The sequence below is a fragment of the Lysinibacillus sp. NPDC056185 genome, assembly GCF_047737915.1.
Classification (GTDB): Bacteria; Bacillota; Bacilli; order Bacillales_A; family Planococcaceae; genus Lysinibacillus.
Window position 1 is genome coordinate 200,528 of sequence record NZ_JBLLLQ010000004.1, and the last position, 15,324, is coordinate 215,851.

Consider the following 15,324-nt stretch of genomic DNA (forward strand, 5'->3'; position numbering starts at 1 on the left):
TGCCCACCTCCATTTCAAGCAGTTTCTTTATTATTGGGTGATGAAGGAGGTAAAATAAACTTCCTGAATTTCTCCCTCTTGCATCAATTCATTAATTTTTGTTTTTAATGATTTTTGGAAAACTTGTTTCCCTTGCTTACCTTCTAAATCTTTTTGCTCCATTTCTGAAAGCTCTTGAATAACAATATTTTTCACTTGGAAATCACGTTTCGTTAATTCAGCAGCAGCATCTTTATTTGATGTTTGAATTTTTAACGAAAAGCGTACAATTTTGTTATCAGCTAGATTTGTAGTAATCTCCGGAATTTCAACAGAAGCTTCTACGATTTCATCAATAGTTGGCTCAAGAGACTTTGCCGGCTTATTAAATTGGGTAAATAATACAAAGCAAATACCCCCGATAAGTATGATTGCTACTAGTACGATGATAATCATCGTTAACACTTTGTTATTCTTCATCTTCTTCACCTCGTAGATGCGGGTTTGATAGTATTTGTATATTTTTATAAAAGGCTGTTACCTTTTGTCGCACCTCATCTTGACTCTGTAAAACAATGATTTTGGTTCCAGTCGTTAATGTAATGGTCGTATCCGGAAAAGATTCGACCGTTTCTATGTATAAAGCATTCAATGTAAATGCTTTGCCATTTAAACGTGTTAGTTCAATCATTGAAATAGGGCCGGGTCTAGCATGAGAGCCGGCCCGACCCTCCCTCATATGAAATTATGTTTTTAGTTTTGAGTACTTTGTAATCTTAACCGGTATTTTCTTTACCTACATATTAAGTATAAACCTCATACTAAAATCTAGCGTTTTAGATTCACAAGCTCTTGAAGAATTTCATCAGAAGTTGTGATAATACGTGTATTTGCTTGGAAACCACGTTGTGCCACAATCATTTCAGTAAACTCCTCAGAAAGGTCGACATTGGACATTTCAACGTAGCCAGATTCAATACCACCAATCCCACCTACAGTTCCTACTTGAGCGTAAGGTTCGCCAGAGTTAGCTGTTGGTTGGAAGTAATTCCCTCCAACTTTTTGAAGACCGCCCGCATTTGGGAACTTCGCGAGTATGAGCTGACCTGCATATTGATTTTTACCATTATGGTCTACGTAGGTAACTGTACCATCTTGACTAATAGACATTGATTGCGCTGTTGTAGGGATACGAATTGGTGAAACATCAGCTGAGAAATCTATTTCATCTGCTATATTACCTTCTATATCAGCTAGTCCATTGTCCGCTTTTTGTTTGTCAGCTTCAGAACCATCGATTGGATCCTCAGGAGTCGATAACTGATCACTTGGCATACCAACTAAATATTTACCATCAGCATTTACTAAATATCCATTTCTATCCATATAAAAATTACCGGCACGTGTATAGAGAATATTGCTGTAACCCTCTGCATCTAGTGCCCCATCTTCATCAGGTGCACCATTTGCATCCCCTACCATGAAGAAACCATCACCAGCGATAGCTAAGTCTAAGTCACGAAAAGTTGATTGTAGTGAACCTGAACCGTGTATTGTATCGATTGCAGCAAGTTGTGAGCCTAAACCGATTTGTTTAGCATTAACACCACCACGAGTTTGAGATGGTGAAGATGCACCTGCTTGCGTTTGAGAAATTAAATCTTTAAATACTACACGTCCTTTTTTAAAGCCATAAGTATTTACATTAGCAATATTGTTCCCAATTACATCCAGCTTCGTTTGGAAGTTTTTTAAACCTGAAATACCAGAATACATAGAACGTAACATAATGTCGTTCTCCCTTCGTCTTTTAATTGTGTGCCTCTATCAATCAGCACACCTAGGCCTCCTATTACAGGTCCAGCCCTTACAGCACGATTGTGCCATCAATATTTGTAAATATTTGCTGCTTTGCCTCCGTGCGATCCATTGCTGTAATGACAGTTGCGTTTTTAGCACTGACAATTAAAGCTGCTTGATCCATCAAGACTAATGGTTGTTTGACACCTTTTGAGTGCGCTTCAAATACCTTGTCCGATACAACCTGCCATTCTTGTTCAGTAATCGCAATATTACGCTGGATAATACGTTCATGCGCATGCTTGCTCACTTTTAGTTCTTGTTGCTTAGTAGCATCCTGTAAATGAGCTTTAAACGATTGTTGTGATTTTATTGGCGTTGGTTGAGTCTGGCGAATAGATGGATGTAATGGTACACGATGTATTGAAAACTGATCCATCATTCTTCTCCACCTTTATTCGCTTATTTCGGTAAATTCTTTATCTGTTAATTTTTTGTCATTGTCTAATACGTAATAAATAACGCCATCTTTACTCGAAACAGAAACAATACGCGCTTGTAGTTCTTGCTCGCCATCTTTATAGGTAACTTTTTTACCAATTAGCTTGCTTGCTTGTACAAGAGGAGATTCTTTTTCAGTATTGTTATCATTCGAATTCGTTCCTGAACCGCCTAAAACAGCTGAGATATTGCTAGGTGTTATCTCCTTACCATCAGCTAATACGAATACTACATCATCGTCAACAAATTTTAATGATTCAATAATGCCCGTTCCTTCGTTGACTATAAAATTACCTTTTTCATCCTTCTCATCCGTTTTCTCATGCCACTTTACTTCCTTACCAACAAATGTTGTATAACTCATAAGCTGTGTTTGTTGCTGTGAGGCAAGTAATGATACCATCGCTTTTGTCATATTTTGCATTTGCTCTAAAGAAGAGAATTGTGCCATTTGAGAAATGAATTCACGGTCGTCCATAGGGTTCGTTGGATCTTGATTTCGTAATTGCGTAATTAGTAATTGTAGAAAAGCATCCTTACCTAGTTCGCTATTACCCGTTTCCCTAACTGGCTTCTTATAATTCTTATAGTAAAAGTCATCGGTTATTTTTCCAGTCATTTTATCAGTCGTTGTATCTGCCACTCCTACACCTCCTCACTTATTAGATAGTCACTAAAGGTCTTGCCTTCATCGTCATCGTCGTTTTTTTGCTCCTGCTCATCTTGCTGTTGTTGCTTGAAGAAATTATTGAAGAAGCTTTGGTCGCGTTGTTGGCGATCTGCGTCTTGCAATGATTGAGCAATATCGAGGCGATCAACTTGAATATTTTGCTGTACAAAGGCTTGCTTTAATTGATGTGCCTGGCTATCAAGTAATTCACGTCCATGAGCCGTAGAAGCCAGTAGTCGTGCTGTCAGGACACCGTCATTTTGCACAAGCTCGATACGTATTGTTCCTAGATTTTCAGGATACAATTTCAAAGTTAAGCGTGTAACACCTTGTGCATTCGAGATTTGGGCTTTATTGATGATTGCTTGCATCTCTTTCAAAAATGCCTCAGACTGTGCTGGCTTTGCGGCCGGCAGTGTCACTTGGAACGTGTCTGCTTTTGTTTGGACTGTATTAGAAGTCACCATTTCATTAGGACTTGTGTCTGTCTGCTTTGTAACCTGAACTTGTTGAACTACTTTTTGGAAGCCTTGCAACGGAAGCGTTACTGTTGTTTTAGTTGTTACTTGCTGTTCAGATAGAGTCGTCTCTACTTGTGTTTGAATCGTTGTCAAAAGACTTTTTATGTCAGTTAGCAAGTTTTCTTGTGATGCTGTTAAGTCCGTTTTTTGCCCAACTAATTGTGCTAACTTTAACACTTGAAGTAATGGCGCTGTTTCCTTTGGAGTCACTTGTCCTTCGCCTTGTAAAGCTGCTACGATTTGCGTTTGAAGCATTGGTGCCTGAGCGTCTACTATTGCTAAAAGCTCCCATACATCTTTTGCTTCTTTATCTTCTCCTAGCAACTGTTGTACTAATTGTTGAAGTTGCTCGGTATCAATCCCCAATGCATCCATTAGGTTATCCAGATTTAACATTTCATCAATTGCAACAGCTTTGCCTTCATCACCAATTTGAAGCATTAACAAGCCATCGTCGTGTGGAATACCCAGTAAGTCTAGTACGTCTTCTATAGATTCAGCATTTAAAACTGCTGTCAAATCAGATGTATCTTTTATGTCTGTTGACTGTGTAGGCTGCTGTATTTGATTTGAAGAAGAAATAATCTGTCCAAAAACAGACCCAAACTTGTTCGACGGTCCATTTGCATTCACATTGGAATCACCTGATGTTGTAGGTTTTGTAGCTGCTGTTTTAGCTGGTATAGCCTTAGACATCATTTGCATCATTGCCACATCCATTTTTTCACCCCCCTTCAGATTTCCTTATTGTTTAGCCATCATTTCTGTATATTTAGCAGCATTTTGTGGATCCATTTTTTCTAAAATCGCAGCTAATTTATCTGGTTTTAAGTTTGTTAAAATACGAAGTGCTTCAGTATCGCTCATTTTAATAAGAACTGGCGCTGCTGCTTTAGGGGACATTTTATCAAATGTTTTTAAAATATCAGTAAAGTCACGCTTTACATCACTTTGCTCCCTATTTAATTTTTCAATTTCAAATTTTAACTGTTCATTTTCTGTCGTTAACTTTTCTTTTTCAGTTGTTGCCGTATCCATCTTTTTTTGAAGCTGTACGATTTCCGCTTCTTTTTCTTGTATTTCGGCCTGTAACTTTACAACTTTGGAATCATTATTAACGACAGCATCTTTTGCTTGTTGTTCTTCTGAAGGAACGAATGGTAAGCTTTGAACTGCCTTTTTCCCTAAATCAAAAACATTCGTATTCATTAGGGTTGCAACAACAAGTAGAACTGCCGCTACAAACATAATAGGTATTACAAACCACGTAAAAAACTTTCGCAAGCCTCCTGATTTACGTTTAGGCGGTTGTTCTACTAATTCTGCTTTAAGTCGATTGTCTGTTTTCGCCATGAAATCACCTGATTTCTCTCTTGTTATACGTAAGCAATGAAATCTCATCTAAAAAAATGCCTTCGATACGATCCTGTTCCTGCTGAAACACTTTAAAATCTTTCTCTCGCATTTTTTCAAATTTACGTACTTCCAAGTTTTTTTCTAATAATTTTTCTTCGTGCCAATTCATTTTTGCACGAGCTTGAACAACTTTTTGCTGTACATCAGTAATTGTTTTTTCGAGGCTATCAATAAACCGTGCATAGTGATGAACTTCTTCTATTGATGAACCTACAGCTAAACGCTCCTGCTGAAACTCTATTAAATCTTCTTTCTTTTTTAACAACTCATATAGCTTAGTTGCAATTTCTTCAAAAGAACGTACAGATTCTTTATAGGCAATTTCTGTTTCATTTTTTTCTTGCTCTCGAATGGTTAACACTTTTTCAAAACGATATATATAGCTTACCACCCTATTTTCCACCACCAATCGATAATGAAATTAACTCATTCTTGCTTTCCTCTAGGGTCACCTTATCTAAATAGCCTTGCTTTAAATAAGCGGTAATGAGAGGTTCATAGTAAATGGCTTCATCAATTTCTTTTGATGTTCCTGTCTTATAGGCACCGATATTAATTAAATCCTCTGACTTGTCATATGTATAATAGAGCTCCCTTAATCGTTCTGCAGCCTTTTTGTGCTCTGGCTCTGCCACATGATTCATCAAACGGCTGACACTTTTTAATACATTAATAGCTGGATATTGACCTTTATTAGCAAGGTTTCGATCAAGGACTATATGACCATCTAAAATCCCTCGCACCGTATCTGCAATTGGCTCATTCATATCATCACCATCTACTAACACTGTATAAAAGGCAGTAATAGAGCCTTTCTCATTAGTACCTGTGCGTTCTAATAGTTTAGGTAAAATCGCAAATACAGATGGTGTATAACCTTTTTGAGCTGGTGGTTCACCTGTCGCAAGACCGATTTCACGCTGCGCCATAGCAACACGAGTCACAGAGTCCATCATCAACATGACATTTAAGCCGCGATTTCTAAAATATTCAGCAATCGCTGTTGCGGTAAAGGCCCCTTTAATTCGCATTAGTGCAGGCTGATCAGAGGTAGCAGCTACTACTATCGATCGACTTAAACCCTCTGGTCCTAAATCACGCTCTATAAACTCACGAACCTCACGACCACGTTCCCCAATTAGCGCGATTACGTTTAAATCTGCTTGGGTATTTCGCGCAATCATACCGAGCAATGTACTTTTCCCGACCCCAGAACCAGCGAAAATACCAACACGTTGTCCATTACCCACTGTTAGCATGCCATCAATTGCTTTAACACCTACTTCAAGTCTTTCATTTATCGGCGGGCGCGTTAGTGGATTGGGTGGGTCCTGCTCTGTCGGAACTGTCATTAATCCTTTCGGTAATACAGTTCCATCTATTGGATTCCCCATAGAATCAAGTACCTTACCGATTAGCTCAGGGCCCACTTTTACCTCAAGCGGTGCCCCTGTACCTTCGACTAGGCAGCCAATTGATATTTCTCGAAGCGAAGTAAAAGGCATTAAGACGACAATTTCATCTTTGAAGCCTACAACCTCTGCTAAGATGATTTGATGGCCGTTTTTAGAAGTTTCCACATGAATTTTACAGACATCACCAATAGAACTATCTGGACCTTGTGACTCAATCATCAAGCCGACAACTCTAGTTACTCTACCAAATTTTTTAAAGGTTGGTATTTGAGGAATTTGTTCGATTAATTGAGCCGTTTTCATCTAGATCATTCCTTACTTTCTAATATTTCATGTAGCTTCAATCTTAGTTCGTTCAATTGCTCATCAATACTTACAACAATACGGCCATGATTTGTTTCAATATAACAATCTGTTTCATTTTCTAACTCCTCATTTACAAAAATCATAAATGGTACGTCAGTTGGGAACATTTCAGCTAGTTCATCCCGATTAGCAGTAATTAAAGCATAGTAGGTAGGCGAAACATAAATTTTTATTTCTTTCATTTCTCTCGCTTCTTTAAGTCCTCTATGAACGATTGAAACAAATAATTCGTTGTCTCGCTCTAAAGATGCATCAATAATTCGCTCTGCTGTAGTTAAGCCTAGCTCTAAAATAATCGATTCCTGATCTTCAATATATTTCCGAGCATTTTCCCCTGCATGAATGATTATTTCATTGGCCGTTTGGAGAGATTGCGCCATCGCTTCATTAGCTTTGTTTATCCCGTCCTCATAGCCTTGACCAAATCCTTCATCATAAGCTTCTTGCACTCGATTAGGTCGTTCTTCTTCCCAACCTTGCTTTAAATGTTCAATTTCCTGAAAGAACATTTGCTTTTCTTGTTCAAAAGCCTCACGTTCAGCTTGTAAAGTAGCTCTAGCCTCTGCAAATAAACGTTCGCGCTCTTCTAGCACTTCTTCGATAGTAATTTGTTTTTGAGGTGGAACTTCTCCGTTCTCTACCTCTTGCATCTCAAACATGTCACGAATTTGAATTTTTTTGACATGATCGCCATTGGACTGTGTATATACAGAACGGATGATTCTAGACAATGACGTCATCTCCTCCACCACGTGCAATAATAATCTCACCAGCATCCTCTAAGCGACGAATGACAGCAACAATTCGAGATTGTGCCTCCTCTACATCACGCAGACGTACAGGTCCCATAATTTCCATTTCTTCCTTAAATGTCTCAGCCATACGTTGTGACATATTGCGGAAAATAATATCTTTTACTTCTTCGCTTGAAACTTTCATTGAAAGCAGTAAGTCTTCATTTTCACAATCACGAATAACACGTTGAATTGAGCGGTTGTCGAGCGTAACAATATCCTCGAATACAAACATACGTTTTTTGATTTCTTCAGCAAGCTCTGGATCTTGAATTTCGAGTGCATCGAGAATCGTTTTTTCCGTTTGTCGGTCTACACCATTTAACACTTCAACAACTGCGTCAATGCCACCCGTTTCCGTGTAATCCTGTGTAACGGTTGATGATAATTTACGCTCTAATACAGATTCAATTTCACTAATAACTTCTGGAGAAGTTGATTCCATTACGGCTATACGTTTAGCAATATCAGCTTGTACTTCCTGTGGTAATGAAGATAAAATAACACCCGCTTGCCCTGCCTCTAAATAAGATAGAATAAGGGCAATTGTTTGTGGATGTTCATTTTGAATAAAGTTAAAAATCTGTGCTGGATCAGCTCTACGCGCAAAGTCAAATGGACGCACTTGCAAAGAAGATGTTAGACGATTAATAATTGTTTGCGCCTGTTCTACACCAAGTGCTTTTTCCAATACTGTCTTCGCGTAACCAATACCACCCTGTGTAATATAGTCTTGCGCAAGTGCAATATTGTGAAATTCTTCAATAATTTCTTCTTTAACGTTTGCTTCTACTTTTTTAACGCTTGAAATCTCTAATGTTAAGCGTTCAATTTCCTCTTCTGTTAAATGTTTGTAAACAGAAGCTGAAACCTCAGGCCCTAATGAAATTAACAAGAGCGCGGCCTTTTGTTTTCCAGTTAATTCTTTATCTTTCTTGGACACAGTCGAACCTCCTAGTTAGTCTTCCGCAATCCAACTACGCAGTAACTTCGCAAAATCGTCTGGCTTATCTTTTGCCATTTTTTCAAGCTGCTTACGACGCATTGTAGCTTCCGTTTCAATTTCTTCATTAATATCTTCAATCATTAATTCTTCTTGTTCATCTAGGATACTAAGTTCTTCTTCTTCTTCCGCACGTTTACGTGAACGGATAATGAAGAATGCAAGCAATAATATTACAGCTAGTAATATGCCGCCGATTACCCAAACCCACCATGGAATAACAGATTTTTCACTAGCTGTCTCTGTTGCTTTACCATTTAAAGGATGCACTGAAACAGCTACTTTTTCATCGATTTGATCTTGAGTAAGTTCTGCTGCTACATCTTTAGAAATCGTCGTACGAACAATAGTACTTAAAATTTTCTGGATATCCTCTTGAACCCCATTTGGTAACGTTCCTGCGTCAGCTCCTGTCGGTGGTTCAACAATTACTTGGATACCTATATCTTGAACTTTATATGGTGCCTCTTGGATCTCTTTGCGTATACGGTTTACGTCATAATTAATTGTTTCTTCGGTATGCTCGGAATCCCCGTTACCCATGGTACCTTCGTTATAAGTGGTAAAGTTATCTGTTGTCGTTTCAGCTTCAGGTGTACCAGTAGCCGCAGCTGTACCAGAATATTGATCCGAAATACGTTGAGCACTAATTTCTATTCCTGCCATATTCTCTTCGTCAACCGGTGTAACTAGGTTTTCTTCACGATTTTCTTTTTTGAAATCAATGTCTGTTGTCACAGAAACTACTACTTTGTCTTGTCCCATAAGCGTACCTAGCATACTTTGAACTTGTCGCTGTAGGTCGCGCTCAACCAATTTCTTCGCTTGTAGCTGACCTTCAGCTGTCGTTGTTGAAGTTCCATCAGCAGTTGCAGCATGTAGATCAAAGTACTCGGAGAATTGGTTAGAAATAACAATGTTATCCGTGTTTAAATTCGGAACACTTTTTGCTACTAAATTGTACATAGTGGCAATTTGTTGCTCTGTAAATTTATAGCCAGGGTCTGTATTTAAAACAATAGATGCTGTCGCTTCATCTTTAACATCCTTTAAGAAAACGCCCTCTTCTGGAACGTTGATCATTACCTTTGCATCTTTTACACCATCTAGATTTTTAATGAGCTTTGCAACTTCTGTTTCAGTTGCTGCTTTTTTTAAGAGGTTAAACTCATTATCTGTCATACCAAATCCAGAGCCCTTTGCAAAAGAGTAATCAATCGACCCTGTTTGCGGATATCCGTCCGATGCCAACTGCACTAGCAATGAATCTACTTGGTCTTCAGGGACTGAAATCGATGTCCCTCCCGGTTCAATTTCATACTTTACACCTTGAGTGTCTAGCGCTTCCTTCACTTGTCCGATTTCTCTTGTCGATAAATCCTTATAAAGTGGTACATATGTAGTTTTTGTAGCAAAAATTGTAATAACTATAGCAAGTGCTACAACCCCTACTAAAGAACCAATCATCACAATTTTTTGTTTTTTACTACGACTTGTCCAAAATTGGCTGGTGTCGTTTTTTATTTTCGTCAATCGTTCATTCATTATGATCCTCCGGTTATAGTGAATAACCTATCCATCTAATAATTCGCGAAAACAGTGGTATCCCATAACATTCAATCAATATCATCACCATAACGGGTTGATTTCCGTTTCGATTAGTCTTTTTCCTAGGAGCGTCCGATGAGCCACACTTGTGGCAATCAGGATGTTGGTCAAGGCATTATCTCAAGACTTGATGCTTTTAACCTTCGCCACTTCTGTCTCCAGGGTATTATCTGTAACGTAATCCTTAAGGAGTCGTCAATCCTCTACATCAATCATTCATTTAAAAAAGTATAAATTATGGGATATATTCTTTACTTCAATAGTGAATGTAATCACTTGTTCAAATAAAGTTAGACACTCATTCGCATTATTTCTTGGTAAGCTTCAATCACCTTATTGCGAACTTCAATTGTTGCATTTAATGTAATGCTCGCTTTTTGTGATGCAATCATCACTTCGTGCAACTCTACATCTCCTCCATTAATTAACTTTTGAGTAAGATTGTCAGAAGTAATTTGTTGATCATTTACTTTCGATATTGCTTCTTTTAACGAGTTCGCAAAGCTCTGTTGTGCTTCATAAGGTGTCGTTTTAAGTTTATTTGTTTCATTTACAACCTGCATAGGTGTCATTTGTGAAACGGACGAAATTGTCATTATGTATCTTCCTTTCTTCTTATTTATCTTCCAATCTCTAAAGCCTTTGTCAGCATGGATTTATTTGCATTCAATACAGTTACGTTTGCCTCGTAGGAACGAGTAGCTGACATTAAATCTACCATTTCTTTTAATGGATCTACATTTGGCATATTTACATAACCATCTGCATTTGCATCGGGATGAGTTGGATCATACACAAGTTTGAAAGGTGTTTCTGTATCCTCTTTTATTTGTGTAACTTTTACGCCGTTACCAACGCCACTTTTTGCGTTTTTACCAAGTGCTACATTAAAGAAATTTGAAAACTGTCCCTCTTGTGCTGTAAATGTCACAGACTTTCGACGGTATGGTTCCCACTCCCCATTCACTTGTTTAGATCGCGTTGAATCCATGTTTGCCATATTTGAAGAAATGACATCCATTCGTAAACGCTGTGCTGTTAAAGCTGAGGCAGTGGTATTCATTCCATGAAAAATAGACATCTATTACTTACCTCCTTTAATAACAGTATTTAATGTGTTTAACTTACCGTTCATACGTTCAATTAATGCGTTGTAATAAATTTGATTTTCCGCTAGTTTCGCCTGTTCAGCATCCATATCTACGGCATTACCGTTATTTCGATAACGTAAGCCATCAACATTATTCACTCCAGGTGTTGATTGTCGAATCTCGAAATCATAATGTCTACTATCAGTACGATATGCCGACAGTGACATTTGTTGTTCTTTCTCCAACATATCTTTAAAACTTACACTTTTCGCCTTATAGTTCGGCGTATCGACATTCGCAATGTTATTAGCGATCGTTTTATGATTCAAAGTTGCATAGGAAAGTCCGTTTTCCAAACTACTAATAGTTCCTCCAAACAAATCCAAAACACTCACCTCATTTATGTATTTCATTTTTTATCCAATAACACAATTGTAATTAAGATGATACCTAGTGTCTATTGTCTTTTGTCCCTTTTTAATAGTATATCAGACCTATTTTTATTCGCAAATAACCAGGACAATACTTCCGCACCCCTTGCTACTACAGGCTTCACAGGACACAACACATATCTAGTTAATTTACACTACTCAGACAGTGTTTACGGTTTTAGGATTGATTTTTTTCCTTTTTTTAACAAAATATCAGTAGACACAATGTCTATATTAGAGTTCCTTTTTACTATTTAAGTACAAGTTGTAAAAAATACTTAAAATTCAGAATAGTTATTCTAGACTGTCTTATAAGTATCAATTGGAGCATCTATTTTTTTCATTTATGCAAAAAGTAATGCATACTCAAAAAATCTAATTTAGGGAGAAAGCAATGATAATTGCGTCTATAAGGGTTGAAAACATACCTATAGGAGATGAGGAAAAGAATTAAAACATAGATTATTTCTCCCCCCTATTTAGTACTATAACATAGTTCGACTTAATTAGAGCATTGTAAATCAGCTGAAATTTTCGTCGATTTCTTGTCGAAATACGGAAAAGTTCAAAAAGGCATCTGGAACACAATTATTCCTGATGCCTTCATGTTACTAATGAATTTTAAGTGTCATATTAAATCTTTATGCAAAACGAGGGGGGTGATTTCTGTACCGACTTGGGGCGTCCAATGAGCTGCTTTTGTTTATCTGCGCAAAAAAGGAAGCATAGGACAGTTTCAGGTGTTTGGACACCTATAGAAAAGTAACTTAAATCCACATTTATCTCACCATCTATAGTGGTGGAAGACTTCTGTACCTGTCGTTTCACTAACGTTAAAAAAAGATATGAGAGAAGTTAAAAGGCATCTGGAAAATCCATTCCAGATGCCTAACATCGTTCCTAAAGAACGTTTTATTATTTCATTTTAATTTCAGCTAATGCATTTAAGAATTTACCGTTTAGTACTTTAATGTAAGTACCTTTCATACCTAGAGAGCGAGATTCGATTACACCTGCAGATTCTAGTTTACGTAATGCGTTTACGATTACTGAACGTGTAATGCCAACTCGGTCTGCAATTTTTGAAGCAACAAGTAGACCTTCATGGCCGTCAAGCTCTTCAAAGATATGTTCAATAGCTTCTAACTCACTGTATGAAAGAGAATTAATTGCCATTTGTACAACAGCTTTGCTACGAGCTTCCTCTTCAATTTCCTCAGATTTTTCACGTAAAATTTCCATACCAACTACTGTTGCACCATACTCAGCTAAAATTAAATCATCATCCTCGAATTGTGAAGATAAACGAGCAAGAATTAATGTACCTAGACGCTCACCACCACCAACAATCGGAACAATCGTTGTTAATGCATTTTGGAATAGCTCTTTGTTTTCAACTGGGAAAGCAGTATGTTCGTCATTAATATCTAGGTTTGAAGATGTTCCAGAAATTGTAAACAAGCTATGTGTATACGCTTCTGGGAATTGACGCTCTTCGAACATCTTTTTCATACGTTCGTTTTCAATTTGTTGATGAATTGAAATGCCTAAAAGCTTCCCTTTACGGCTCACAATATAAACATTACTGTCAATAATATCTCCTAATGTATCTGCCATTTCTTTAAAGTTTACCGGCTTACCAGCAGATGCTTGGAGCATCGAGTTAATTTTACGTGTTTTTTCTAATAAATTCATTATATGTTCCTCCTATAAATAATCCGAAGAGTATTTACTTAATATTCTAAAGTTTTTTATAACTGAATGAAACTATTCAGCCTTAGCTTACAATATAAACTGTGACAAATCTTTGTTTTTTACTATACCCGCAAGTTTTTGATCTACATATGCAGCATTAATTGGAATATTCGCAGGCGCAATTTCTGCAGCTTCAAACGATAATTCTTCCAATAAACGTTCTAAAATTGTGTGTAAACGTCGAGCTCCAATATTATCTGTCGCTTGATTGACCTCGGTTGCAATTTCTGCAATTCGTTCAATCGCGTCTTCCGTAAAGTTTATTTCCACGCCTTCTGTTTCTAATAATGCCTTGTATTGCAAAATAAGTGATTGGTCTGGCTCTTTCAAAATACGTACAAAATCTTGTTTCGTTAATTTTTCAAGCTCTACTCGAATCGGGAATCGTCCTTGCAATTCAGGAATTAGATCTGATGGCTTTGACATATGAAATGCTCCAGCAGCAATGAACAACATAAAGTCTGTTTTGACAGCACCGTACTTCGTCGTTACAGTAGAACCTTCAACGATTGGCAGAATATCACGTTGCACACCCTCACGTGATACATTCGCAGAGGAGTTACCATCCTTACTAGCGATTTTATCAATCTCATCAATAAAAATAATACCTGACTGTTCAGCTCTTGAAATAGCTTCTTGGGCAACTTCATCTGCATCTATAAGCTTATTTGCTTCCTCTATTGTTAGAATACGGCGCGCGTCTTTCACTTGTACACGGCGTTTCTTCTGCTTTTTAGGCATCAAATTAGATAACATATCCTGCATGCCACTGTTAGCTGACATATCCATGCCAGTTCCTTGTAACGCATCGAAAATAGAAGAATTTTGTTCCGTTACTTCAACTGTAACCCATTCATTTTCTAATTTACCATTGCGTAAATCGATAGCGATTTGCGCACGTTTGGAGCGTACTTCAGTTTCTTCAGAGGAATCGTCATTGGCTTGCGGTTCTTTCCCACCAAATAACATTTCAAATGGATTTTGCATAGACTGTTTTTTTCGTAAGGAAGGAACCAATAGCTTAACGATGGCTTCGTTTGCTAATTCTTCTGCTTGGTCCTTTACAGACTCCGTCATTTCTTCTTTTACAAGACGATGAGAAGCTTCTACTACATCACGTACCATTGACTCTACGTCGCGTCCAACGTACCCTACTTCTGTAAACTTTGTTGCTTCTACCTTCACAAATGGTGCATTCGTTAGCTTTGCAATTCTTCGTGCAATTTCTGTTTTTCCGACACCTGTAGGTCCAATCATCAAAATATTTTTTGGAATTACCTCAGCCTTCATCTCATCACTTAACAGTGAGCGACGATATCGATTACGTAACGCAATAGCTACCGCTCGCTTCGCTTCATTTTGTCCAACGATATAACGATCCAAATGCTCAGTAATTTGTCTTGGCGTTAAATTATTTTTTGTCATTAGTTAAGCGCCTCCACGATAATATTATGATTCGTAAACACACAGATTTCAGCAGCAGTTTCTAATGCTGCTTCTGCAATTTCGCGAGCAGACATTGTATCACCCGCATATTTTTTCAGAGCACGACCTGCTGATAATGCATAGTTTCCTCCAGAACCAATTGCCAAAACCCCATCATCCGGTTCAATTACCTCTCCCGTACCTGAAACAAGAAGGAGCGTACTTTTATCCATTACAAGCAGCATGGCCTCTAATTGACGTAGCATTTTATCACCGCGCCATTGCTTAGCTACTTCAACCGCTGCACGTTGTAAGTTGCCATTGTATTCATTTAACTTTCCTTCAAACATTTCAAAAAGTGTAAAAGCATCGGCAACCGATCCGGCAAATCCGGCAAGTACCTGCCCATTAAACAGACGTCTGACCTTCCTTGCTGTACCCTTCATTACAACCGCATTCCCTAGGGTTACTTGACCATCACCTGCCATAGCGCAAGCTCCATTATGATGAACCGCAAATATCGTTGTCGCATGAATTTGTCCCATTTGC

The 15,324-nt window shown here is 37.9% G+C and carries 18 protein-coding genes; all 18 read right to left on the minus strand.

Annotated elements, in window-relative coordinates; translation table 11 throughout:
* Nucleotides 1-30 precede the first annotated feature (30 nt).
* The gene (gene fliL, locus ACMZ42_RS06365) at nt 31-459 is read right to left on the minus strand and encodes a flagellar basal body-associated protein FliL (RefSeq protein ID WP_370075222.1); all 429 of its coding nucleotides are present in this window, start codon (nt 457-459) and stop codon (nt 31-33) included.
* On the minus strand, nt 449-670 hold the full coding sequence (locus tag ACMZ42_RS06370; protein WP_402868127.1) for a flagellar FlbD family protein: 222 nt from the start codon (nt 668-670) through the stop codon (nt 449-451). The genes fliL and ACMZ42_RS06370 overlap by 11 nt, the downstream gene beginning before the upstream one ends.
* Before the next feature lie 137 nt (nt 671-807).
* Nucleotides 808-1,767, minus strand: coding sequence for a flagellar hook-basal body complex protein (locus tag ACMZ42_RS06375; RefSeq protein WP_415730924.1), 960 nt, complete (start codon nt 1,765-1,767; stop codon nt 808-810).
* A 79-nt stretch (nt 1,768-1,846) separates the two neighbouring features.
* Nucleotides 1,847-2,218 carry a TIGR02530 family flagellar biosynthesis protein gene (locus ACMZ42_RS06380; RefSeq protein WP_415730943.1) on the minus strand — a complete coding sequence of 124 codons (372 nt, stop codon included), beginning with the start codon at nt 2,216-2,218 and terminating at the stop codon, nt 1,847-1,849.
* Nucleotides 2,219-2,233: 15 nt separating this feature from the next.
* Nucleotides 2,234-2,923, minus strand: a complete 690-nt coding sequence (flgD, locus tag ACMZ42_RS06385) for a flagellar hook assembly protein FlgD (protein WP_415730925.1) — start codon at nt 2,921-2,923, stop codon at nt 2,234-2,236.
* Between the two features lie 2 nt (nt 2,924-2,925).
* Nucleotides 2,926-4,191: a flagellar hook-length control protein FliK gene (locus ACMZ42_RS06390; RefSeq protein WP_415730926.1), complete on the minus strand. Its 1,266-nt coding sequence runs from the start codon at nt 4,189-4,191 to the stop codon at nt 2,926-2,928.
* Nucleotides 4,192-4,215: 24 nt separating this feature from the next.
* Nucleotides 4,216-4,824 carry a MotE family protein gene (locus ACMZ42_RS06395; protein WP_323652765.1) on the minus strand — a complete coding sequence of 203 codons (609 nt, stop codon included), beginning with the start codon at nt 4,822-4,824 and terminating at the stop codon, nt 4,216-4,218.
* A 4-nt stretch (nt 4,825-4,828) separates the two neighbouring features.
* Nucleotides 4,829-5,278 (minus strand): flagellar export protein FliJ, encoded by a 450-nt coding sequence (gene fliJ, locus ACMZ42_RS06400; protein WP_370075227.1) that lies wholly within the window; start codon nt 5,276-5,278, stop codon nt 4,829-4,831.
* 1 nt (nt 5,279) lies between these two features.
* A complete protein-coding gene (gene fliI / locus ACMZ42_RS06405) occupies nt 5,280-6,605 on the minus strand; it encodes a flagellar protein export ATPase FliI (RefSeq protein WP_132357440.1) in 1,326 nt (441 codons plus the stop codon).
* A gap of 5 nt (nt 6,606-6,610) precedes the next feature.
* Nucleotides 6,611-7,399, minus strand: a complete 789-nt coding sequence (fliH, locus tag ACMZ42_RS06410; RefSeq protein WP_370075228.1) for a flagellar assembly protein FliH — start codon at nt 7,397-7,399, stop codon at nt 6,611-6,613.
* On the minus strand, nt 7,392-8,405 hold the full coding sequence (gene fliG, locus ACMZ42_RS06415; protein WP_053594207.1) for a flagellar motor switch protein FliG: 1,014 nt from the start codon (nt 8,403-8,405) through the stop codon (nt 7,392-7,394). The genes fliH and fliG overlap by 8 nt, the downstream gene beginning before the upstream one ends.
* 15 nt (nt 8,406-8,420) lie before the next feature.
* Nucleotides 8,421-10,010, minus strand: a complete 1,590-nt coding sequence (fliF, locus tag ACMZ42_RS06420) for a flagellar basal-body MS-ring/collar protein FliF (RefSeq protein ID WP_370075229.1) — start codon at nt 10,008-10,010, stop codon at nt 8,421-8,423.
* 353 nt (nt 10,011-10,363) lie between these two features.
* A complete protein-coding gene (gene fliE / locus ACMZ42_RS06425) occupies nt 10,364-10,669 on the minus strand; it encodes a flagellar hook-basal body complex protein FliE (RefSeq protein ID WP_370075230.1) in 306 nt (101 codons plus the stop codon).
* Between the two features lie 23 nt (nt 10,670-10,692).
* The gene (gene flgC, locus ACMZ42_RS06430; RefSeq protein ID WP_370075231.1) at nt 10,693-11,154 is read right to left on the minus strand and encodes a flagellar basal body rod protein FlgC; all 462 of its coding nucleotides are present in this window, start codon (nt 11,152-11,154) and stop codon (nt 10,693-10,695) included.
* 3 nt (nt 11,155-11,157) lie between these two features.
* Nucleotides 11,158-11,550: a flagellar basal body rod protein FlgB gene (gene flgB / locus ACMZ42_RS06435; protein WP_370075232.1), complete on the minus strand. Its 393-nt coding sequence runs from the start codon at nt 11,548-11,550 to the stop codon at nt 11,158-11,160.
* 960 nt (nt 11,551-12,510) lie between these two features.
* Nucleotides 12,511-13,290, minus strand: coding sequence for a GTP-sensing pleiotropic transcriptional regulator CodY (gene codY, locus ACMZ42_RS06440; RefSeq protein WP_370075233.1), 780 nt, complete (start codon nt 13,288-13,290; stop codon nt 12,511-12,513).
* Between the two features lie 87 nt (nt 13,291-13,377).
* Entirely contained in the window at nt 13,378-14,775 is a 1,398-nt protein-coding gene (hslU, locus tag ACMZ42_RS06445) for an ATP-dependent protease ATPase subunit HslU (RefSeq protein ID WP_370075234.1), read from the minus strand.
* Complete coding sequence (gene hslV / locus ACMZ42_RS06450; RefSeq protein WP_132357448.1) at nt 14,775-15,320, minus strand: ATP-dependent protease subunit HslV; 546 nt, start codon at nt 15,318-15,320, stop codon at nt 14,775-14,777. Before hslV ends, hslU begins: the two co-directional genes overlap by 1 nt.
* Nucleotides 15,321-15,324 lie beyond the last annotated feature (4 nt).

Coding starts and splice junctions, on each gene's coding strand:
- ACMZ42_RS06395 (WP_323652765.1), bottom strand. CDS start 4,824: ATGGCGAAAACAGACAATCGACTTAAAGCAGAATTAGTAGAACAACCG.
- codY (WP_370075233.1), bottom strand. CDS start 13,290: ATGAATTTATTAGAAAAAACACGTAAAATTAACTCGATGCTCCAAGCA.
- fliL (WP_370075222.1), bottom strand. CDS start 459: ATGAAGAATAACAAAGTGTTAACGATGATTATCATCGTACTAGTAGCA.
- fliI (WP_132357440.1), bottom strand. CDS start 6,605: ATGAAAACGGCTCAATTAATCGAACAAATTCCTCAAATACCAACCTTT.
- hslU (WP_370075234.1), bottom strand. CDS start 14,775: ATGACAAAAAATAATTTAACGCCAAGACAAATTACTGAGCATTTGGAT.
- fliE (WP_370075230.1), bottom strand. CDS start 10,669: ATGACAATTTCGTCCGTTTCACAAATGACACCTATGCAGGTTGTAAAT.
- flgC (WP_370075231.1), bottom strand. CDS start 11,154: ATGTCTATTTTTCATGGAATGAATACCACTGCCTCAGCTTTAACAGCA.
- ACMZ42_RS06375 (WP_415730924.1), bottom strand. CDS start 1,767: ATGTTACGTTCTATGTATTCTGGTATTTCAGGTTTAAAAAACTTCCAA.
- ACMZ42_RS06370 (WP_402868127.1), bottom strand. CDS start 670: ATGATTGAACTAACACGTTTAAATGGCAAAGCATTTACATTGAATGCT.
- ACMZ42_RS06380 (WP_415730943.1), bottom strand. CDS start 2,218: ATGGATCAGTTTTCAATACATCGTGTACCATTACATCCATCTATTCGC.
- ACMZ42_RS06390 (WP_415730926.1), bottom strand. CDS start 4,191: ATGGATGTGGCAATGATGCAAATGATGTCTAAGGCTATACCAGCTAAA.
- hslV (WP_132357448.1), bottom strand. CDS start 15,320: ATGGGACAAATTCATGCGACAACGATATTTGCGGTTCATCATAATGGA.
- fliF (WP_370075229.1), bottom strand. CDS start 10,010: ATGAATGAACGATTGACGAAAATAAAAAACGACACCAGCCAATTTTGG.